Source organism: Streptomyces sp. NPDC057280, from assembly GCF_042668605.1.
Classification (GTDB): Bacteria; Actinomycetota; Actinomycetes; order Streptomycetales; family Streptomycetaceae; genus Streptomyces.
On record NZ_JBHUYR010000007.1, the window covers coordinates 328174 to 349124 of the forward strand.

The 20951-nt window shown below is 71.6% G+C and carries 18 protein-coding genes and 1 tRNA gene; 10 read left to right on the forward strand and 9 right to left on the reverse strand.

The window, feature by feature from the left end:
• The first annotated feature begins 5 nt into the window (after positions 1-5).
• The 3 genes from cydD to ACFUO4_RS33860 all read left to right on the forward strand — a co-directional run bounded on the left by cydD (position 6) and on the right by ACFUO4_RS33860 (position 6707).
• Positions 6-3584, forward strand: a complete 3579-nt coding sequence (cydD, locus tag ACFUO4_RS33850) for a thiol reductant ABC exporter subunit CydD (RefSeq protein ID WP_383491978.1) — start codon at positions 6-8, stop codon at positions 3582-3584.
• A gap of 82 nt (positions 3585-3666) precedes the next feature.
• The gene (locus ACFUO4_RS33855; protein ID WP_383491980.1) at positions 3667-5358 is read left to right on the forward strand and encodes a GAF domain-containing sensor histidine kinase; all 1692 of its coding nucleotides are present in this window, start codon (positions 3667-3669) and stop codon (positions 5356-5358) included.
• Positions 5359-5642: 284 nt separating this feature from the next.
• Entirely contained in the window at positions 5643-6707 is a 1065-nt protein-coding gene (locus tag ACFUO4_RS33860) for a M23 family metallopeptidase (RefSeq protein WP_383491982.1), read from the forward strand.
• Here the strand turns inward: ACFUO4_RS33860 and ACFUO4_RS33865 are convergent.
• The 7 genes from ACFUO4_RS33865 to ACFUO4_RS33895 all read right to left on the reverse strand — a co-directional run bounded on the left by ACFUO4_RS33865 (position 6704) and on the right by ACFUO4_RS33895 (position 13563).
• On the reverse strand, positions 6704-7600 hold the full coding sequence (locus ACFUO4_RS33865) for an HAD-IIB family hydrolase (RefSeq protein WP_383491984.1): 897 nt from the start codon (positions 7598-7600) through the stop codon (positions 6704-6706). The two genes, ACFUO4_RS33860 and ACFUO4_RS33865, sit on opposite strands and share 4 nt — an antisense overlap.
• A gap of 77 nt (positions 7601-7677) precedes the next feature.
• Complete coding sequence (locus ACFUO4_RS33870) at positions 7678-8580, reverse strand: LLM class flavin-dependent oxidoreductase (RefSeq protein ID WP_383491986.1); 903 nt, start codon at positions 8578-8580, stop codon at positions 7678-7680.
• Positions 8581-8653: 73 nt separating this feature from the next.
• Entirely contained in the window at positions 8654-9097 is a 444-nt protein-coding gene (locus tag ACFUO4_RS33875) for a hypothetical protein (protein ID WP_383491988.1), read from the reverse strand.
• Positions 9098-9176: 79 nt separating this feature from the next.
• Positions 9177-9725 (reverse strand): RNA 2'-phosphotransferase, encoded by a 549-nt coding sequence (locus ACFUO4_RS33880; protein ID WP_383492259.1) that lies wholly within the window; start codon positions 9723-9725, stop codon positions 9177-9179.
• Positions 9726-9848: 123 nt separating this feature from the next.
• The gene (locus ACFUO4_RS33885; protein WP_383491989.1) at positions 9849-10787 is read right to left on the reverse strand and encodes a MerR family transcriptional regulator; all 939 of its coding nucleotides are present in this window, start codon (positions 10785-10787) and stop codon (positions 9849-9851) included.
• A 94-nt stretch (positions 10788-10881) separates the two neighbouring features.
• Positions 10882-12633, reverse strand: coding sequence for an SDR family oxidoreductase (locus ACFUO4_RS33890; RefSeq protein ID WP_383491990.1), 1752 nt, complete (start codon positions 12631-12633; stop codon positions 10882-10884).
• 87 nt (positions 12634-12720) lie between these two features.
• Positions 12721-13563: a M24 family metallopeptidase gene (locus ACFUO4_RS33895; protein WP_383491992.1), complete on the reverse strand. Its 843-nt coding sequence runs from the start codon at positions 13561-13563 to the stop codon at positions 12721-12723.
• Positions 13564-13835: 272 nt separating this feature from the next.
• Between ACFUO4_RS33895 and ACFUO4_RS33900 the strand changes: the two genes are divergently transcribed.
• The 7 genes from ACFUO4_RS33900 (at position 13836) to ACFUO4_RS33930 (ending at position 18522) form a co-directional block, all read left to right on the forward strand.
• Positions 13836-14810 (forward strand): ABC transporter ATP-binding protein, encoded by a 975-nt coding sequence (locus tag ACFUO4_RS33900; protein WP_383492262.1) that lies wholly within the window; start codon positions 13836-13838, stop codon positions 14808-14810.
• Entirely contained in the window at positions 14800-15708 is a 909-nt protein-coding gene (locus ACFUO4_RS33905; RefSeq protein ID WP_079307467.1) for an ABC transporter permease, read from the forward strand. Before ACFUO4_RS33900 ends, ACFUO4_RS33905 begins: the two co-directional genes overlap by 11 nt.
• Positions 15705-16616, forward strand: a complete 912-nt coding sequence (locus ACFUO4_RS33910; RefSeq protein WP_383491994.1) for an ABC transporter ATP-binding protein — start codon at positions 15705-15707, stop codon at positions 16614-16616. The genes ACFUO4_RS33905 and ACFUO4_RS33910 overlap by 4 nt, the downstream gene beginning before the upstream one ends.
• Positions 16617-16642: 26 nt before the next feature.
• On the forward strand, positions 16643-17362 hold the full coding sequence (locus tag ACFUO4_RS33915) for an ABC transporter permease subunit (protein WP_079307463.1): 720 nt from the start codon (positions 16643-16645) through the stop codon (positions 17360-17362).
• A gap of 95 nt (positions 17363-17457) precedes the next feature.
• Positions 17458-17694, forward strand: a complete 237-nt coding sequence (locus tag ACFUO4_RS33920) for a hypothetical protein (protein ID WP_079307461.1) — start codon at positions 17458-17460, stop codon at positions 17692-17694.
• Between the two features lie 262 nt (positions 17695-17956).
• Positions 17957-18059: transfer RNA gene (locus ACFUO4_RS33925), tRNA-OTHER, on the forward strand.
• A gap of 25 nt (positions 18060-18084) precedes the next feature.
• Positions 18085-18522: a hypothetical protein gene (locus tag ACFUO4_RS33930; RefSeq protein WP_383491996.1), complete on the forward strand. Its 438-nt coding sequence runs from the start codon at positions 18085-18087 to the stop codon at positions 18520-18522.
• On the opposite strand, the gene ACFUO4_RS33935 is transcribed toward ACFUO4_RS33930, so the two are convergent.
• Positions 18519-19343: an HAD family hydrolase gene (locus ACFUO4_RS33935; RefSeq protein WP_383491998.1), complete on the reverse strand. Its 825-nt coding sequence runs from the start codon at positions 19341-19343 to the stop codon at positions 18519-18521. The genes ACFUO4_RS33930 and ACFUO4_RS33935 overlap by 4 nt on opposite strands.
• Positions 19340-20617 carry a serine--tRNA ligase gene (gene serS, locus ACFUO4_RS33940; RefSeq protein ID WP_079307457.1) on the reverse strand — a complete coding sequence of 426 codons (1278 nt, stop codon included), beginning with the start codon at positions 20615-20617 and terminating at the stop codon, positions 19340-19342. Before serS ends, ACFUO4_RS33935 begins: the two co-directional genes overlap by 4 nt.
• Positions 20618-20951: the final 334 nt, after the last annotated feature.

A 20951-nucleotide genomic window follows, 5' to 3' on the forward strand; every position in this document is an offset into this window, starting at 1 on the left:
TTCACGTGAAACCAATCGATCCGCGTCTGCTCCGCTACGCCCGCGCCACTCGCCTCTTCATGGCGGCGGTCGTCGGTCTGGGCGTCGTCGGAGCGGCGCTGGTCATCGCCCAGGCGATGCTCATCGCCGAGGTGGTGGTGGGCGCCTTCCAGCACGGGATGTCGGCCGCTGAACTCCGCACTCCCCTGCTGCTGTTGGTCGCCGTGGCCGGTGGTCGCGCCCTGGTGTCCTGGCTCACCGAGCTCGCCGCTCATCGGGCGAGTGCGGCGGTGAAGTCCGAACTGCGGGGGCGGTTGCTGGAGCGGGCCACGGCGCTCGGGCCGGGGTGGCTGACCGGACAGCGGACCGGTTCGCTGGTCGCCCTCGCCACGCGGGGCGTCGACGCCCTGGACGACTACTTCGCGCGCTACCTGCCGCAGCTGGGGCTGGCCGTGGTCGTGCCGGTGGCGGTGCTGGCGCGGGTGGTCACCGAGGACTGGGTCTCGGCCGCCATCATCGTGGGCACTCTCCCGCTCATCCCGGTCTTCATGGTGCTGATCGGCTGGGCCACCCAGTCCCGGATGGACCGTCAGTGGCAGCTGCTGTCCCGGCTGTCCGGGCACTTCCTGGACGTCGTCGCCGGACTGCCGACCCTGAAGGTGTTCGGCCGGGCCAAGGCGCAGGCCGAGTCGATCAAGCGCATCACCGGCGAGTACCGGCAGGCGACCATGCGGACGCTGCGGATCGCCTTCATCTCCTCCTTCGCGCTGGAACTGCTCGCCACGCTGTCGGTGGCCCTTGTCGCCGTCACGATCGGCATGCGGCTGGTGCACGGTGAGATGGCCCTGTACGACGGGCTGGTCATCCTCGTGCTGGCGCCGGAGGCGTATCTGCCGCTGCGGCAGGTCGGGGCGCAGTACCACGCGGCGGCGGAGGGGCTGGCCGCCGCCGAGGAGATCTTCGAGGTGCTGGAGACGCCTGCGCCGACGGCGGGTACGGCTGTCGTGCCGGGCGGAGCGTCGGCCGGTGCGCTGGCCTTCGAAGGCGTCACCGTTCGCTACCCGGGGCGGTCCGGAGACGCCGTGCGGGACGTGTCGTTCGCTGTCGAGCCCGGGGAGACGGTCGCCCTCGTGGGGCCGAGCGGGGCGGGCAAGTCCACGCTGCTGAATGTGTTGCTGGGCTTCGTGCGGCCCGCCGAGGGGCGGGTGCTGGCCGGGGGAGTCGATCTCGCCGACGCCGACCCCGACCAGTGGCGATCACGGGTCGCGTGGGTGCCGCAGCGGCCTCAGCTGTTCGCCGGGACCATCGCGGAGAACGTGCGGCTGGCACGGCCCGACGCGGACGACGCCGCCGTACGGCAGGCGCTCGCGGACGCCGGGGCCCTGGACTTCGTCGGCGCGCTGCCGCAGGGCGCCCAGACCGTGCTCGGCGAGGACGGGGCCGGGCTGTCCGCCGGTCAGCGGCAGCGGATCGCGCTGGCGCGGGCGTTCCTCGCGGACCGGCCCGTACTGCTGCTCGACGAGCCGACCGCCGCGCTCGACGGGGCCACCGAGGCCGAGGTCGTGGCGGCGGTGCGGAGGCTGGCGGTGGGGCGCACCGTGCTCCTCGTCGTGCACCGGCCGGCGTTGCTGGGGGTGGCGGACCGGGTGGTGCGGTTGGCCGAGCCCGTGCCCGCGGTCCCCGCCGAGGCCGGCACGACTCAGGCCCCTGGTGAGGCTCAGGGCCGTCGTCAGGTCGAGGCGGCGACGCGTTCGTCCACAGAGGCCGCGGACGCCGTGGAGATTGCAGGCCCCTCGGGCGCCGCTACAGCCAGGACCGCCGACCCCGCCGACGTGGCCGTCCCCGCAGCCGAAAGCCGCCGTGTCCTCGCCCGCGTCCGTGCCATGTCCGGTCCCCGGCGCGGTCGGCTCGCGCTCGCCCTGCTGCTCGGGAGCCTCGCGCTCGGCAGTGCCGTCGGGCTCATGGCGACCTCCGGGTGGCTGATCTCGCGGGCCTCGCAGCAGCCGCCCGTGCTCTATCTGATGGTGGCCGTCACGGCGACGCGCGCCTTCGGGATCGGGCGGGCCGTGTTCCGCTACGCCGAGCGTCTCGTGTCGCACGACGCCGTGCTGCGGATGCTGGCCGACACCCGGGTCGCCGTGTACCGGCGTCTGGAGCGGCTGGCGCCCGCCGGGCTGCGTCGGACCCGCCGGGGTGACCTGCTGTCGCGGCTCGTCGCCGACGTAGACGCTCTCCAGGACTACTGGCTGCGCTGGCTGCTGCCCGCGGGTGCGGCGCTGACCGTGTCCGCCGCGTCCGTCGGCTTCACGGCCTGGCTGCTGCCCGAGGCCGGTGCGGCACTCGCCGTGGGGCTGCTGGCGGCCGGGGCCGGGGTGCCGTTGGTCACCGGTGCGGTGGCCCGGCGTGCGGAGCGCAGGCTGGCGCCGGCGCGCGGGGTGCTGGCGACGCGAGTGACCGACCTGCTGACCGGGACCGCCGAACTGGCCGTCGCCGGTGCCCTGCCCGCACGTACCGCCGAAGCGCGCGAAGCCGACGGCGTGCTCACCCGGATCGCCTCGCGCGGCGCCACCGCCACCGCCCTCGGTGACGGCCTCACCGCGCTGGTCTCCGGCCTCACCGTCGCCGCCACCGCGCTCGCGGGTGCTCAGGCGGTCGCCGCCGGACGGCTCGGCGGTGTCGCCATGGCCGTCGTCGTCCTCACCCCGCTGGCCGCCTTCGAGGCCGTCCTCGGCCTCCCGCTCGCCGTGCAGTCCCGCCAGCGGGTCCGCAGGAGCGCGGAGCGGGTGTACGAGGTGCTGGACGCCCCGGAACCCGTACGGGAGCCGGAGCGGCCGTGCGAGCTGCCCGCGTCGCCGTTCCCGGTCGTCGTGAAGGGGCTGTCCGCCCGGTACGCCGGGCAGGAGCGGGACGCCCTCGTGGATCTCGACCTGACCGTCACGGAAGGCCGCCGGATCGCCGTCGTGGGCCCGTCCGGGTCCGGCAAGACGACCCTCGCGCAGGTGCTGCTGCGGTTCCTGGACGCACAGGCCGGTTCGTACACGCTCGGCGGCGTGGACGCGTACGGCCTGGAGGGGGACGACGTGCGGCGGTTCGTCGGACTGTGTGCCCAGGACGCGCACCTCTTCGACAGCTCGCTGCGGGAGAACCTGCTGCTCGCGAAGAAGACCGCCACCGAGGCGGACCTCCGTGACGCCCTGCGGCGGGCCCGGCTGCTCGACTGGGCCGACGGACTGCCCGACGGGCTGGACACGCTGGTCGGCGAGCACGGGGCGCGGCTGTCCGGGGGGCAGCGGCAGCGGCTGGCGCTGGCCCGGGCGCTGCTCGCCGACTTCCCCGTCCTCGTCCTGGACGAGCCCGCCGAGCATCTCGACCTGCCCACCGCCGACGCGCTCACCGCCGATCTGCTGGCCGCCACCGAGGGGCGTACGACGCTGCTCATCACCCACCGGCTCGCCGGGCTGGAGGCGGTGGACGAGATCGTCGTGCTCGACGAGGGGCGGGTCGTGCAGCGGGGCTCCTACGCGGAGCTGGCCGCGGAGGAGGGGCCGTTGCGGGAGATGGCGGATCGGGAGTCGGATGCGGAGGCGCCGGCGCTCACGGCGTAGGCAGCGGGCGACCTTCAGCGCGGCCTCCCACGCGACCTGTCTCCGACTTTCTGTATCAAATAGGACTAATTACGCTCGGCTCATGTCCGACACCACGCGCCGCCTCGGCTCCGGTCCGCTGCCTCCCACGCTGTCGGCCGAGCTGACCGCGCGGGTGCCGCAGCTGCTGGAGGCCATGCGGTCCGTCGGCAGCGGGCTCGAACTGCACTCCACGCTGGACCGGATCTGCGAGACCGCGGCGGAGTTGACAGGTGCCCGCTACGCGGCCATCGGGGTCGTCGACGAGGACGGGCGGGGCCTGGCGGACTTCGTCTACCACGGGGTCGACGAAGCGACCGCGCGCCGTATCGGACGCCTGCCGGACGGGCACCGGGGTTTGCTGGGCGCCCTCGTCCGCGATCCCGAGCCGGTGCGGCTCGCGGACCTGACCACCGACCCGCGCTCCTGCGGCTTCCCCGAGCATCATCCGCCGATGCGCGGCTTCCTCGGCCTCCCGATCCGCGTCCAGGGGGAGATCTTCGGGAACCTGTACCTCACCGAGAAGCACGGCGGGCAGCCGTTCAACGACTACGACCTCACCATGGTCCGGGTGCTGGCGACCGAGGCCGGGATCGCGATCGGCAACGCCCGGCTGTACGAGGCGGCCCAGCAGCGCGAGCACTGGATCGACGGCTCGGTCGCCGTCACCACCGCCCTGCTGTCGGGCGGCGACGCCGATGACGCCCTCCAGGTGGTCGCCGAGCAGGCCCGCAAGCTGTCGGGTTCGGCCGCCGGCATCGTGCTGCTGCCCGCGGACGAGGGCGGTCTGGAGATCGCGGCCGTGGCCGCGGACCGTCCGTCGGCCATGCTGGGCACGGTCGTGCCGCCGGAGAGCGGGATCGTCGCCGAACTCCTCGACGGACAGGCGGTGTTCCTGGAGGACGCGGCCGGCGACCCCCGCATGATCACCACGCTGGCGCACGGCTACGGCCCCACCATGATGGTGCCCCTGCACAGCGACGGCCGGATCCTGGGCGCCCTGGTCACCCCGCGGGCGCGAGGGGAGCGGCCGTTCACGGAGACCGACCGCACGCTGGCGATCCAGTTCGCCTCGCAGGCCGCGCTCGCGCTGATGATGGCCGACGCGCAGCGCGACCGGGAGCGGCTCGCCGTCTACGAGGACCGCGACCGCATCGCCCGTGACCTGCACGACCTCGTCATCCAGCGGCTGTTCGCCACCGGGATGATGCTGGAGAGCGCGCAGCGCAGATCGGTCGTGCCGGAGGTGCGCGAGGGCGTCGGCAACGCCGTCGACGAACTCGACGTCACCATCCAGGAGATCCGCACCGCGATCTTCGCGCTCCAGCAGGGGCCGGCCGAGGCGCCCTCGGGGCTGCGCACCCGCGTGCTGCGGGAGATCAACACGGCCGCGGTGCCGCTCGCCTTCAGGCCCTCGCACCGATTTGTCGGACCCGTGGACGCCCTGGTCGGCGACCTCACCGGCAAGAACCTCATCGCGGCCCTGCGCGAGGCCCTCTCCAACGCCTTCCGGCACGCCCGGGCCTCCCGTATCGAGGTCGTCGTGGATGCCGACGTGATCCTGCCGGACGGCCGGAAGGGCGTCCGCCTGACCGTCGCGGACGACGGCGTGGGCATCCCGCTCGGCGGGTGCCGCAGCGGCCTGAAGAACCTCAAGCGACGCGCGGAGTCCCTCGGCGGCGACAGCCGGCACGGGCCGGGCATCGGAGCGGACGGAGGCGGTACGACGGTGGTGTGGGAGGCACCGCTCGCCTAGGGCCTGGCCGGCGGATCATGCCCGCAGACGCGGGGTCTGGCACGCCGGCCTGCCGTGTCGCATTCCAACGCGCCAGACCCCGCTCGCCGGCGCCAATGAGGCACCGCCGATCTCCTGCGACCTGATCGGCCGGTCAGGCCTGAGCCGCCCAGCATGACGGTCCGTCACTCCGCATCCCCACGGCGGCCGTTCAGTCGTACGACTGACTCGTCCGAGGCCGGCTGTCCCCCGGCCGTACGACTCCAACAGGACCGCCCGCGAGGGCCCGGGTCAGGATCGCTGGCATGCGACCGTCCCGCCGCCATCCGCTGCTCGTCCCGGCCCTGCTGTGCGCGCTCGCCGTCCTGGCGGCCCGCCCGACGGATGCCGCGGAGAAGCAGGCGCCCGTCGACGGCGGTACGGATGCCGGGATCAGCGCGCAGGTGGCGCGGTTGTACGAGGACGCGGCGGTGGCGACGCAGCAGTACGAGGCGGGGCGGCTGGAGGCGGAGGCGCAGCGGGCGAAGGTACAGCGGCTGGAGGCGCTGCTGGACCGGGAGCGCCGGGACATCGCCGCCCTGCACGAGGATCTGGGCCGGATCGCGCGCGCCCAGTACCGCAGCGGCGGCGACCTTCCGCTCACCGCACAGATCATCCTCGCCGGCAGCCCCGAGCAGCTGATGCGCGGTCAGCAGGTGTTCTCCCAGACGAACCTGGCCGTGGACAACGCCATCGAGAAGAGCCGGCGGGCCGAGGCGAAGCTCGCCGCGGACGAGGCGGAGGCCGCGACCGCGTGGCAGTCGCTGGAGCAGCGGAACGCCGGACTCGCCGAGCTGAAGACGGGGATCGAGCAGAAACTCGAAGAGGCGCGCCGGCAGTTGCAGGACCAGGCGGACGCCTCGGTCGCGGCGGGCTCCTGTCCCGGAGCCGTCCGGCTGGATCAGCCGGAGTTCCAGGCCACGAGTCCTTGGGTCACGCCGGTCGAGACGTACGAGCTGTCCGCGGGCTTCGGCAGCGGTGGCTCGCGGTGGGCCAACCGGCACACCGGGCAGGACTTCGCGGTGCCGATCGGCACGCCGGTGCGGTCGGTGGGCGCGGGCCGGGTGGTGACGGTCTCCTGCGGGGGCGCCTTCGGGATCGAGATCGTGATCGAGCACCCGGGCGGCTACTACACGCAGTACGCCCATCTCGCCGCCGTCACCGTCGACCAGGGCGAGCACGTGGCGGCGGGGCAGTGGATCGGTCAGTCGGGCACCACCGGCAACTCCACCGGCCCGCACCTGCACTTCGAGGTGCGGGTCACTCCGGAACTGGGCTCGGGAGTGGACCCGGTGCCGTGGCTGGCGGCCCGGGGTGTGCCCGTCGGCTAGGACAGGCCCTCGCGCTGCGCCACCAACTGCTCGATGACGACCGCGACGCCGTCCTCGTTGTTGTCGACCGTCCGGCCGGAGGCCGCGGCGAGCACGTCGGGGTGCGCGTTGCCCATGGCGTACGACCGGCCCGCCCAGGTCAGCATCTCGACGTCGTTGGGCATGTCGCCGAAGGCGACGACCTCCTCGTGCGAGATGCCGCGCTCGGCGCAGCACAGGGCGAGGGTGCTGGCCTTGGAGACGCCCGGGCCGCTGATCTCCAGCAGGGCGCTGGGGCTGGAGCGGGTGACGTTGGCGATGTCGCCGATGGCGAGACGGGCCAGGGTGAGGAAGGCGTCCGGGTCGAGCGTGGGGTGGAAGGCGAGGATCTTCAGGACCGGCTCGGCGGCGCCGGGCCCGTCCGCCGCCAGCAGCTTCTCGGCGGGCTGGAGCTCGTCCGGGATCTCCATGTGCAGCTTCGGATAGTCCGGCTCCTGGTGGAAGCCGTACGTCTGCTCCACCGCGTACACCGTGCCGGGCGCCGCGTCCCGCAGCAGGCGTACGGCGTCCAGCGCGTTCTCCCTGGCCAGCTCGCGCACCTTCACGAACCGGTGGGCGCCGGGGCCGCCGTGCAGGTCGACGACCGCGGCGCCGTTGCCGCAGATGGCAAGGCCGTGGCCGTGGACGTGGTCGCTGACGACGTTCATCCAGCGAGCGGGGCGGCCGGTGACGAAGAAGACCTCGATCCCCGCGTCCTCGGCGGCGGCGAGCGCCGCGACCGTGCGGGGCGAGACGGACTTGTCGTCGCGCAGCAGAGTGCCGTCGAGGTCGGTGGCTATCAGGCGCGGCGGGACGGCGGCGGCCGGGGTCTCGGGCTGTCGAGTCGCTGAAGTCACCCGGCCATTCTCCCGCATATGCCTGCACGGTCGTGCAGGAGGCTGCACAGGTGAGTGATTACAGCCTCCCACCTGCCCCCTCACCCACAGTGGTCTCAGCGCAGCTGCGCCAGGGCCTCCATGGCGATCTGCTCGAAGACCTTCTCGTCGGCGGCGAAGTCCGAGTCGGGGATGGGCCAGTGGATCACGATCTCGGTGAAGCCCAGGTCCCGGTGGCGCCCCGCGAAGTCCACGAACGCGTCGAGCGACTCCAGCGGCCGGCCGCGGTCCGGGGTGAATCCGGTGAGAAGGATCTTGCCGAGTTCGTTGGTGTCCCGCCCGATCTCGGCGCACGCGTCGGCCAGCTTCTCGGCCTGTCCGCGAATGGCTTGAATCGACTGTTCAGGAGTGCCGTTCTCGTACAGCTTGGGGTCGCCGGTGGTCACCCACGCCTGTCCGTACCGTGCGGCGAGCCGCAACCCGCGCGGTCCGGTGGCGGCGACCGCGAAGGGCAGCCGCGGCCGCTGCACACAGCCCGGGATGTTGCGGGCCTCGTGCGCCGAGTAGAAGTCGCCCTCGTACGACACCGAGTCCTCCGTCAGCAGCCGGTCCAGCAGCGGCACGAACTCCGCCAGCCGGTCGGCGCGCTCGCGCGGCGTCCACGGCTCCTGGCCGAGGACGGTGGCGTCGAAGCCGGTACCGCCCGCACCGATGCCGAGCGTGACACGGCCGCCGGAGATGTCGTCGAGGGAGATCAGTTCCTTGGCGAGGGTCACCGGGTGCCGGAAGTTCGGCGAGGTCACCAGCGTGCCCAGGCGCAGCCGGTCGGTGACGGCCGCGGCGGCGGTCAGCGTCGGCACGGCACCGAACCAGGGTCCGTCACGGAAGGTCCGCCAGGACAGGTGGTCGTAGGTGTACGCGGTGTGGAAGCCGAGCTGCTCCGCCCGCTGCCATGCCGCACGGCCCCCCTCGGACCAGCGGCGGTACGGGAGGATCACGGTGCTCAGACGCAGACTCATGTTTCGAGCGTATGCGGCCGATCGGGTTTCACGTGAAACAGTGACCCACGGTCATGATCCGACCGCCCTGGGGTCACCGCGCGCGGCCGCTCAGCCATGGGCTCAGGCCGACCAGGATGAACTCCTTGTGCACCCGGTCGCCCGGCAGCGGGACCATCAGGAAGTTGCCCGGCGGGAAGCGGCGCGTCTTGACCCAGGCGTGTCCTTCGTAGAGGGCGCGCAGGAACGCGGGCACGTCGTCGCGGGCGATGTCGGGGCATTCGACGCCGTCGACGGTGATCAGCGCGTCGTCGTCGGCGTAGAGCCGCACGTCCACCCGGGGGCGGCCGCCGAGCTCGACGTAGGCCTCGTGGGGCAGGGAGCCGTCGGGGTCCGCGGTGACGCCGACGCCCGCGGCCGTGCGGCGCGAGGTCTGGTCGGCGCCGATGTCATGGGTCACCTCGATCGCGAGCGCGTACTCGGCGGCGAGCGCGCGGAGGGCGGTGACGGCGGCCTCGGTGGTGGGAAGACGGTCCATGCCGCTGATCATGCCGGGTCCGCCCCGGGCCGCGGAGGGAATTACGGGGCCCTCGTCGGTGGTGCTCGGCGACGAGGGGTCAGTGCGGCGCGGGGAACCGCAGGTACTGCGGCGGTACCGCCTCGGTCAGCCATACGCCGTTCGCGCTGACGTGGAAGACATGGCCGTCGCGGTGCATGGCGCCGGCGTCCACCGAGAGCACGACGGGGCGGCCCCGCCGGGCGCCCACCCGGGTCGCGGTCTCGCGGTCCGCCGAGAGGTGCACCGCGTGCCGGTTCATGGGCCGCAGCCCCTCGGCGCGGATCGCGTCCAGGCTGCGGGCGACGGTGCCGTGGTAGAGGTACGGCGGTGGCGTCGCCGGGGGCAGCCCCAGGTCCACGTCGATGCTGTGGCCCTGGCTGGCACGGATGCGGGTGCCTTCCACGGCGAAGCGCTTCTTGTCGTTGGCGGCGACCACGTGGTCCATCTCTTCCCGGGTGAAGCGGAAGCCGTGCGCTGCCGCCGCCGCGATCAGCGTGTCGATCTCCACCCAGCCGCCCTCGTCGAGCGTGAGCCCGATGCGTTCCGGCTGATGGCGCAGGTGCTTCGAGAGGTACTTCGACACCTTCACGGTGCGTCGTTCGTCCATGTCCTTCAGCGTGACGGGCGAGACGTGAATCACGCGAATGATTTTGCTCCGGATGTTTGATCCACAACCAAGTAGTCTTATCCACAGGCCAGTTGGCGGTTCTGTGGACAACTCCCTGTCATGTCAGCCCTCTTCGTCAAGCTTGCTTGGGGGCCCTCCCCTTGACGTGAGCGCGTCCAACGCCCGCGCCCGCACCTCCCGTTCAGCCGCCAACGCCACGAACTCCGCCACCCGCTCCTCCCCAACCAGCCTTTCCACGGCCCGCATCGTCTCCTCGGGCAGCACCACCATCCGGGTCGCGGAACGCTCCAGTGCCCCCTCGTCCGTGCCGAGGTGCTGTCTCAGCTGCCGCACCGCCAACAGGCGCATGGCACGGGCGAGTTCGGCGTCCACCGTCTGCTGCGCCAGCGGCCGCAGCCGTCGTACGAGAGAGGCGGCTTCGGCCGCCTCCGCGTCGGTCGGCCGGTGCGGCCCGTCGAGGTAGCGGGCGAAGACGTGCTCGGTGGTGAACTCCAGGAAACGGGCCGCGATGTGCTCGACCTGACCCCTCAACTCCCGCAGATGCCCCGCGATCGCGGACAGCGGCACCCCCGCCGCGTGCAACTCGACGGCCACAGAAAGCTCTTGAGGGCTCGGGACGAGGAAGGAGTCCTCGTGGCCCGGCACCGGCTCCAGCACGCCGAGCTCCACGGCGTCGGCCACCGCCGCGGCGTCCGGAGTGCCGCCGAACCGCTCGTCCAGCTCCGCGCGCGAGATCCGCACCGCCTCCTCGTCGCTCCATGGCCCGTCGACCTCGGCGACCAGCCCGAGCACCCCGCCGAGCCCGCGCCCGGCGTCCCAGGCCTCCAACAACTCCTTGATGGAGGCCAGGGTGTAGCCGCGGTCGAGGAGGGCGGCGATCTGGTGGAGGCGGGCGAGATGCGCGTCCGAGTAGACGTTGGCCCGGCCGCGCCGCTCCGGGCGGGGGAGCAGGCCCCGGTCCTGGTAGGCGCGGATGGTGCGGACGGTGGCGCCACTGCGGTGCGCGAGGTCCTCGATCCGGTACGCGGAAACGGTGCTCACGGGATCGCCCGCGCCGCCGGTGACCTGCGCGGAGTCCGGCACAGCGGGGTGCGCGACCGGCCGACGAGGACCCCGTGAGGGGTAGCCCCCGGCCTCACAGCGGGGGTTCCAACCGCGCGATCGCCCGGAGCGCGCGGGGCGTGAACCGGGACATCAGATGCGCGCCGCGCGCCTCCGGTGTCACCGGCACGACCGCCTCGTTGCGCACGACCGCCCGCAGGATCGCGTCCGCGACCTTCTCCGGCGGGTAGTTGCGCAGCCCGTACAGCCGCGCGGTCCTCTTCTGGCGCCGCTTCTCCTCCTCGCCGTCGACGCCGGCGAAGCGCGCGGTCGAGGTGATGTTGGTGTTGACGAAGCCGGGGCAGATCGCGCTCACGCCGATGCCCTGACCGGCGAGTTCCGCGCGCAGGCACTCGCTGAGCATCAGCACCGCCGCCTTGGAGGTGCTGTAGGCCGGCAGCGCCTTGGAGGGCTGGTACGCCGCCGCCGACGCGGTGTTGACGATGTGGCCGCCCTGTCCGCGCTCGGCCATCTGCCTGCCGAACAGCCGGCAGCCGTGGATGACGCCCCAGAGGTTCACGTCGAGGACCTTCTTCCAGTCCTCCGGGGTGGTGTCGAAGAAGGACCCGGACAGCCCGATCCCGGCGTTGTTGACCAGGACGTCCACCACCCCGTACGCGGCGGCGACCTTGTCGGCGAGCTTCTCCATGGCCTGCTCGTCGGAGACGTCGACCGTCTCGGCCCAGGCCTCGGGCGCCCCCAGCAGCCGGGACATCTCGGCCGTGCGGGCCGCGGCCTCCGCGTCCCGGTCGACGGCGATCACGCGCGCGCCGGACTCGGCGAACGCGTACGCCGTCGCCCGCCCGATGCCGCTGCCCGCGCCGGTGACCAGCACCAACTGCCCGCCGAACCGTTCGGCGTACTTGCCGATCGGCGCGGTGACAGCTCTGCCGCTCTCGTTGACTGTCACGAACTCTCCGATCCAGGCGGCCACTTGGTCGGGCCGGGAGCGGGGTATCCAGTGCCGGGCCGGCAGGGTGCGGCGCGTCAACTGCGGCACCCACTGCTCCAGTTCGTCGTAGAGCCGCTCCGACAGGAACGCGTCGCCGAGCGGCGTGATGAGCTGCACGGGCGCGTGCGCGTAGGCGTCCGCGCGGGGGCGGCGCAGGCGGGCCCGTACGTTGTCCCGGTACAGCCAGGCTCCGTGGGCCGCGTCCGTGGGAAGGGACGAGGTGGGGTAGCCGTCGCCGGGGACCCGTTCGGCCCGCTCCAGGACGCGCGGCCACACCTTGCCGAGCGGGCCGCGCCAGGCCAGTTCGGGCAGCACGGGCGCGTGCAGCGCGTACACGTACCAGGACTTGGCACCCTGGCCGAGGAGTTGGCCGACCCGGCGCGGGGTGGGGCGCCTGAGGCGCGTGTTGATCCAGTGTCCGAAGTGGTCGAGGGACGGCCCGGACATCGAGGTGAAGGACGCGATACGGCCCTCCGTGCGTGCCACGGTGACGAACTCCCAGGACTGCACCGAGCCCCAGTCGTGCCCGACCAGGTGCACCGGACGGTCAGGGCTGACCGCGTCCACCACGGCCAGGAAGTCGTCCGTCAGCTTCTCCAGGGTGAAGCCGCCCCGCAGCGGTCGCGGCGCCGTGGAGCGGCCGTGGCCCCGGACGTCGTAGAGCACGACGTGGAAGCGGTCGGCGAGCCGGGCGGCGACCTGCGCCCACACCTCCTTGCTGTCCGGATAACCGTGTACGAGGACCACGGTCGGCCGGCCAGGCTCCCCCAGTTCGGCGACGCACAGCTCGACACCGCCGGTCCGTACCCGGCGCTCCCGCGCGTTCTCCAGCATGCTCACGTCCCTTCCGCCCAGCGCCGCACCCACCCGGTCACGTCCCTTCCGTCCGGCGCCCACGCGCGTCGTCGAGTACCGACCCAGTCACTTCGCCTCCGCCCAGCGCCGCACATGCGGCAGGTCGTCGTCCAGCCAGAAGGCGCTCTCCTCGGGGTCCCTGGAGTCGGTGACCACGAGGATCTCCTCGAACTTCGCGCCCGTGCCCCGGAATCCGAGGTGCGGTTCGACCGCCCACAGACCCGGCTGCGGCGGGTGGTCGGAGAAGCGGTACGGCGACCACAGCGGGGACCAGCCCTCGCGGTGGCCGTGCAGCGCGTCGGCCGCGAGGCCCTTCAGGGACTGGGTGCCGAACCCGAAGACCTTCGGTGACCAGCGGCGTCCCTTCACCCGGTCCACCTTGTGGGCGATCACGCCGAAGGGGTAGGCGCGGTGCCGGTTCGCGTGGCCCTGGCGGACCATGAGGCGGTCCACGTCCTCGTAGATCGCCCGCAGCGGACGCCGCTCGCGCACCTCGCGCAGGATCAGCTCGCGGTGCGCCTCCAGGTCGTCCATCAGCTTGTCCTGCACGGGGTTCGGGCCGAGCGAGCCCGAGTAGCCGATGTCCGCGGTGAAGCCGTCGTGGACCGGGGCCATGTCCAGGATGAACGGCATCCCGGGCTCCAGACGCCGGCCGGTGGGGAAGAACTGGAGCGGGACGCGGAAGTTCACGAACGCCGTGCGGTCGCCGAACCAGGCGAAGGGCAGATGGAACCAGTCCCGCACTCCGCGCTCGCGCAGCCAGTCGCGCTGCATCCGCGCCGCCTCGCGCTCGGTCACTCCGGGTTCCAGCCGTGCCGCCACGGCCTCGGCGCACTCGTACGCCAGCCGCTGGACCTTCCTGAATCCCCGCAGTTCCGCCGCCCGTTCGCCTGCCACCGCCGTCGTCATGCCACCCCGTCCCACCCAGTCCACGCCGACTGCGCTACGTGCCCGTAACTTGACACCGTCGAATGTGACAGTTGTTAGAGGCTGCGTCAATAGGCCGGGTCGGCCTGTGGAGAACCGGGTGGAAAACCCTCGGCCGAGCCCGCCGCGCGGCCCTTCCGTAACTCTCAGGCATGGCATCCCCTACGGGCCCGTACGTCTGGAGGCTGACCCGAAGACAGCTCTGCGGTGTGACGACCCGAGTGGCGCGGGTCACTACTGTCGAAGACGTGACTGTGATCGCGACCGAAAGCCTGAGCAAGCGGTTCCCCCGGGTGACCGCGCTTGACCGGCTCTCCGTGGACGTCGGACCCGGTGTGACGGGACTCGTCGGAGCCAACGGAGCCGGCAAGTCCACACTGATCAAGATCCTGCTGGGTCTGTCCCCCGCCACCGAGGGCCGCGCCGAGGTGCTCGGCCTCGACGTCGCCACCAAGGGCGGCGCCATCCGCGAGCGCGTCGGGTACATGCCGGAGCACGACTGCCTGCCGCCCGACGTCTCGGCCACCGAGTTCGTCGTCCACATGGCGCGCATGTCAGGACTGCCGCCCGCCGCCGCGCGCGAGCGCACCGCGGACACCCTGCGCCATGTCGGGCTGTACGAGGAGCGCTACCGCCCCATCGGCGGTTACTCGACCGGCATGAAGCAGCGCGTGAAGCTCGCCCAGGCCCTCGTCCACGACCCGCAGCTGGTCTTCCTGGACGAGCCGACCAACGGCCTGGACCCGGTCGGCCGCGACGAGATGCTCGCCCTGATCCGGCGCGTCCACACCGACTTCGGCATCTCGGTCCTGGTCACCTCCCACCTCCTGGGCGAACTGGAACGCACCTGCGACCACGTGGTCGTCGTCGACGGCGGCAAGCTCCTGCGCTCCAGCTCCACCACCGACTTCACCCAGACCACCACCACCCTCGCGATCGAGGTCACCGACACCGACGAGCACCCCGACGGCACCCGCGCGGTCCGCGAAGCGCTCCACGCGCGCGGGGTGAGCGTCGAGGCGGGCAGCGGCCTGCCCGGTGCCGGCCACATCCTGCTGCTCACCGCGCAGGGCGAGGAGACGTACGACGTCGTCCGGGACGTCGTCGCCGACCTCGGCCTCGGCCTGGTCCGCATGGAACAGCGCCGCCACCACATCTCGGAGGTCTTCAAGGACGACCAGGAGACCGAGGAACAGCAGCGGAAGGAGGCCGTCGGCCATGGCAGCTGAACACCCGGTCGCCACCCCCGCGGGCGACCAGACCCGCATCCACAACATCGGCTACCGCTCCTACGACGGCCCCCGCCTCGGCCGCTCCTACGCGACCCGGTCCCTGTACTCGCAGTCCCTGCGCGGCGCCTACGGCCTCGGCCGCTCGGTGAAGTCCAAGGTGCTGCCGATGCTGCTGTTCGTCGTGATGTGCGTCCCGGCGCTCATCATGGTGGCCGTCGCGGTCGCCACCAAGGCCAACGACCTGCCGGTCGACTACACGCGCTACGCGATCATCATGCAGTCCGTGATCTGCCTGTACGTCGCCTCGCAGGCCCCCCAGTCCGTCTCGCGCGACCTGCGCTTCAAGACCGTGCCGCTGTACTTCTCGCGGCCCATCGAGACCGCCGACTACGTCCGTGCCAAGTACGCGGCGCTGGCCTCGGCGATGTTCATCCTGACCGCGGCTCCCCTGCTCGTCCTCTACGTGGGCGCACTGCTGGCCAAGCTGGACTTCACCGACCAGACCAAGGGATTCGCGCAGGGACTCGTCTCCGTGGCACTGCTCTCGCTGCTGTTCGCCGGCATCGGCCTGGTCATCGCCGCCGTCACCCCGAGGCGCGGCTTCGGCATCGCGGCCGTCATCGCCGTCTTCACCATCTCCTACGGCGCCGTCACCACCCTCCAGGCCATCGCCGACACCCAGGGCAGCACCTCCGCCATCCCGTGGATGGGCCTGTTCTCGCCGGTCACGCTCATCGACGGCGTGCAGTCCGCCTTCCTCGGCGCGACCCCCTCCCTGCCCGGCGGGCACGGCCCCTCGACCGGCCAGGGCGTGGTGTACGTCCTCGTCGTCCTCGGCCTGATCGCCGCCAGCTACGGCCTCATGATGCGCCGTTACAAGAAGGTGGGACTGTGACCACGCTCTCCATCGACCACGTCTCGCGCTGGTTCGGCAACGTGGTCGCCGTCAACGACGTCACCATGACGATCGGCCCCGGCGTCACCGGCCTCCTCGGCCCCAACAGCGCCGGAAAGTCCACCCTCATCAACATGATGGGCGGCTTCCTCGCCCCCTCCACCGGCACCGTCACCCTCGACGGGCAGCCGACCTGGCGCAACGAGGCCATCTACCAACACATCGGCATCGTCCCCGAGCGCGAGGCGATGTACGACTTCCTCACCGGCCGCGAATTCGTCGTCGCCAACGCCGAGTTGCACGGCCTGGGCGCCAAGGCCGCCCAGAAGGCGCTGGCCACGGTCGAGATGGAATACGCGCAGGACCGCAAGATCCAGACGTACTCCAAGGGCATGCGCCAGCGCGTGAAGATGGCGAGCGCACTGGTCCACGACCCCTCGCTGCTCCTGCTCGACGAGCCCTTCAACGGCATGGACCCGCGCCAGCGCATGCAGCTCATGGACCTGCTGCGCCGCATGGGCGACGAGGGCCGCACGGTCCTGTTCTCGTCCCACATCCTCGAAGAGGTCGAGCAACTCGCCTGGCACATCGAGGTCGTGGTCGCGGGACGGCACGCGGCCAGTGGCGACTTCCGCAAGATCCGCCGCCTGATGACCGACCGCCCGCACCGCTATCTGGTGCGCTCCAGCGACGACCGCACCCTCGCGGCCGCGCTGATCGCCGACCCGTCGACGTCCGGCATCGAAGTCGACCTGGCGGAGGGCGCGTTGCTCATCCAGGCCGTCGACTTCGGCCGTTTCACGGCCCTGTTGCCGAAGGTCGCCCGCGACCACGGCATCCGGCTGCTGACGGTCTCGCCGTCCGACGAGTCCCTCGAGTCCGTGTTCTCTTACCTGGTCGCGGCGTAGCGGCACATCGGCTTAGGAGTCCGAAGATGTACGACCCCACAGTCGCCCGACTCACCTACCGGGCCCTGCTCGGCCGCCGCCGGGCCCTCATCCTGGGCGCCCTGCCCCTGCTGCTGATCGTGATCTCGGTGATCGTGCGCGCCCTGGTCGGCGCCGACGACCAGACCGCGTCCGACCTGCTCGGCGGCCTCGCCCTCGCCACCATGGTGCCGATCATCGGCGTCATCGCCGGCACCGGCGCGATCGGCCCGGAGATCGACGACGGCTCCGTGGTGTACCTGCTGTCCAAGCCGATCAAGCGGCCCACGATCATCTTCACCAAGCTGATCGTCGCGATCGCGGTCACCATGGTCTTCTCGGCCCTGCCGACCCTGGTCGCGGGCCTCATCCTCAACGGCAACGGCCAGCAGATCGCCGTCGCCTACACGGTCGCCGCGCTGGTCTCCTCCATCGCCTACGCCGCCCTCTTCCTGCTGCTCGGCACGGTGTCCCGGCACGCGGTCGTCTTCGGCCTCGTCTACGCCCTCGTCTGGGAAGCCCTGTTCGGCTCCCTGGTCTCGGGTGCGCGCACGCTCAGCGTCCAGCAGTGGTCGCTGGCGGTGGCCCACAAGGTCGCCGGCGGGGACCTGGTCACCTCGGACGTCGGCATCGTCACGGCGACGGTCCTGCTGGTCGCGGTGACCGTGCTGGCCACCTGGTACGCGGGGCAGAAGCTGCGGACGCTGACGCTGGCGGGCGAGGAGTAGGCGCCGGGAGGAGTGAACGCTGCTCTTATTGACGAGGGCTTCACCCCTGCCTCGGCACACTGGATCGACGGGGATGCACTGCTAGGAGGACGGGGATGGCGGACGCGCACCACGACGAACGGGACCGGTCCGGGGACGACACCTGGGACCGGCTCGTCCTGGACGAGGACTTCATACGTTCCGCGGAGACCTCGGAGCCGTCCGCCCGAGCCCGTATGCTCGCCGCCCGCTGGCGCGAGGAAGCCCCCGAACCGCAGCCCTGGCGCTCCGACGAGCCGCCGGCGGGGTGGTTCTTCAGCAAGGGGCGGCGCCGCAGGTGGCGACGCCGGTAGGCGAACAGACGGCCGATTAATTCAGTGGCGTCCAACTCCCCGCACAGGCACGATGGTTGTGTCCCCGCCGGAGAGTGACACCGGCGCCACGTTCTGGGAGAGGAGCCGGGCGATGTCCATGCACGACAGTACGTCCAGCTCCCGTCAGGGCAGTCCGCGGAGGACTCCGGTGTAGTTACCCCACCGTCGAGTCCACCGCCCGGAACTGCCCGGGGCGGCCGCTTCGAGCACGCGATGTCGCTCTCGCGTGGGCCGCCCACCCGGAGGATTGGCCGAGAGGCAAGGCACCGGCTTGCGCTGTGCTCAACTAAAAGCAAGTCGAGGTCGGGGGAAACTCCGCGCACGTTCGATCCGTGCATCCTCCGCAAGACCCGATTACGTTCAGGCGCCATGACAGACAAAACGGGCATGGCGGGCATCACGGAACCCATCTACTACATCGACCGCTCGGACATCCGAGAAGGCAAGCTCGCCGAGGTCAGGGAAGGCATGCTCGACCTCGCCGATTTCATCGAGGCCCGCGAGCCGCAACTGATCGCCTACCGCTTCTACATCGACGAGTCCGGGACCACGATGACCACGGTGGCAGTCCACCCCGACCCGGCGTCCCTGGAACTCCACATGGAGCTCGGCGGACCGAAGTTCCGTGCCTTCCGCGAGCTCATCCGCATGAACTCCATCGACGTCTACGGCCGACCGAGCCCGGCCGCGGCGGAGCAGCTGCGCCGCAAGGCCGAGATGCTCGGCGGCGGCACCGTCACCTTCCACAGCCTGCAGGCGGGCTTCAGCCGCTTCACCGACCGGCCCCGGCCCAGCAGCCGGCCCTAGCCGAGCAACCGCTCCAGCACCACGGCGATCCCGTCCTCCTCGTTGGAGGAGGTCACCTCGTCGGCCACCGCCTTGAGCTCCTCGTGCGCGTTGGCCATCGCCACGCCCCGAGCCGCCCACCCGAACATGGGAATGTCGTTGGGCATGTCACCGAAGGCGATCGTGTCCGCGGCCTTCACACCGAGCCGGCGTGCCGCCAGCGACAGCCCCGTCGCCTTCGACAGCCCCAGCGGCAGCAGCTCCACGATGCCCGCGCCCGCCATCGCGACGTTCACGAACCCGCCCGCCGCCTGCCGAGCGGCCTCCGCCAGCTCGTCGTCGGACAGCTCCGGATGCTGTATGTAGATCTTGTTCAGCGGCGCGGACCACAGATCGGCCGCGTCCGTGAAGGGGGTGGTCGGCAGATCACCGGTGAGCGCGTAACCCTGCCCGACCAGCACCTCTCCGTCCAGCCCGTCGCGGCTGGCCGCCAGGTACAGCGGACCGACCTCCGCCTCGATCTTCGCGAGCGCCACCCCGGCCAGCTGCCGGTCCAGCGTCACGGACGTCAGCAGCCGGTGCGCCCCGGCGTCGTACACCTGAGCACCCTGCCCGCACACCGCGAGGCCCTCGTAGCCGAGGTCGTCGAGGATGTGCCGGGTCCAGGGGACCGCGCGGCCGGTCACCACGATGTGCGCGGCACCGGCCGCCGTGGCCGCGGCGAGCGCGGCACGGGTGCGGTCCGAGACCGAGTCGTCGGAGCGCAGGAGCGTGCCGTCGAGGTCGGTCGCGATCAGCCGGTAGGGAAATCCCCCGGCCGAGGTCGAAGGCGCGTGGCTCACTTGGAGATCGGCTCCAGCACCTCACGGCCGCCCAGGTACGGGCGCAGCACCGCGGGGACGCGGACGGAGCCGTCGGCCTGCTGGTGGTTCTCCAGGATGGCCACGATCGTGCGCGGTACGGCACACAGCGTGCCGTTGAGGGTCGCCAGCGGCTGCACCTTCTTGCCGTCGCGCATGCGGACGGCCAGGCGGCGCGCCTGGAAGCTGTCGCAGTTGGACGCCGAGGTCAGCTCGCGGTACTTGCCCTGGGTCGGGATCCACGCCTCGCAGTCGTACTTGCGCGAGGCGGAGGCGCCCAGGTCGCCCGAGGCGACGTCGATGACCTGGAAGGGCAGCTCCAGGCCGGTCAGCCACTGCTTCTCCCAGTCCAGGAGCCGCTTGTGCTCGTTCTCGGCGTCCTCGGGGGCGACGTACGAGAACATCTCGACCTTGTCGAACTGATGCACGCGGAAGATGCCCCGCGTGTCCTTGCCGTACGTGCCGGCCTCACGGCGGAAGCACGGCGAGAAGCCGGCGTAGCGCAGCGGCAGCTGGTCGGCCTCCAGGATCTCGTCCATGTGGTACGCGGCGAGCGGGACCTCGGAGGTGCCGACCAGGTAGTAGTCGTCCTTCTCCAGGTGGTACACGTTCTCCGCGGCCTGGCCGAGGAAGCCGGTGCCCTCCATGGCGCGCGGGCGGACCAGCGCGGGGGTGAGCATCGGGACGAAGCCGGCCTCGGTGGCCTGCGCGATCGCCGCGTTGACGAGCGCGAGCTCCAGGAGGGCGCCGACGCCGGTCAGGTAGTAGAAGCGCGAGCCGGAGACCTTGGCGCCGCGCTCGACGTCGATGGCGCCCAGCGCCTCGCCGAGCTCCAGGTGGTCCTTGGGCTCGAAGCCCTCGGCGCCGAAGTCGCGGATGGTGCCGTGCGTCTCCAGGACGACGAAGTCTTCCTCGCCGCCGACGGGCACGTCGGGGTGGACGAGGTTGCCGAGCTGGAGGGCGAGGCGCTTGGTCTCCTCGTCGGCCTCGTGCTGCTCGGCGTCGGCCGCCTTGACGTCGGCGGCCAGCTGGCTCGCCTTCTTCAGCAGCTCGGCCTTCTCGTCCCCGGAGGCCTTGGGAATGAGCTTGCCGAGCGACTTCTGCTCGGAACGCAGCTCGTCGAAGCGGACGCCGGACGACCTGCGCCGCTCGTCGGCAGACAGGAGGGAGTCGACGAGGGCGACGTCCTCTCCACGGGCGCGCTGCGACGCGCGCACTCGGTCGGGGTCCTCACGGAGCAGGCGAAGGTCAATCACGCGCTCAAGGCTACCGGTGCCGGGTGAGCGCCCACGACTCACTATTCCGCGGCGACCCCTTGCATACCGTTATGGGGGAAATGCCCTGTGTAGGGGAGCGTGTCAATAAAAGGCGTCTCACTCCCTGGAACGAAGCAAGAGGTTAACGGCGGGTTGACTCGATTCCCTTGCGGGGAGCGGGACTTGGGGGCCGCTTCGTCCACAGGAATCCACAGCGCCTCAGAGTTATCCACAGGCTGTGCGAAAGATCTGTGGACTTCGGAATTGATCATTCCCGATCGGATCCCGCGTGCTGAGAATTCCCGATCCAAACGCTCTTCACGCCCACTTTCGG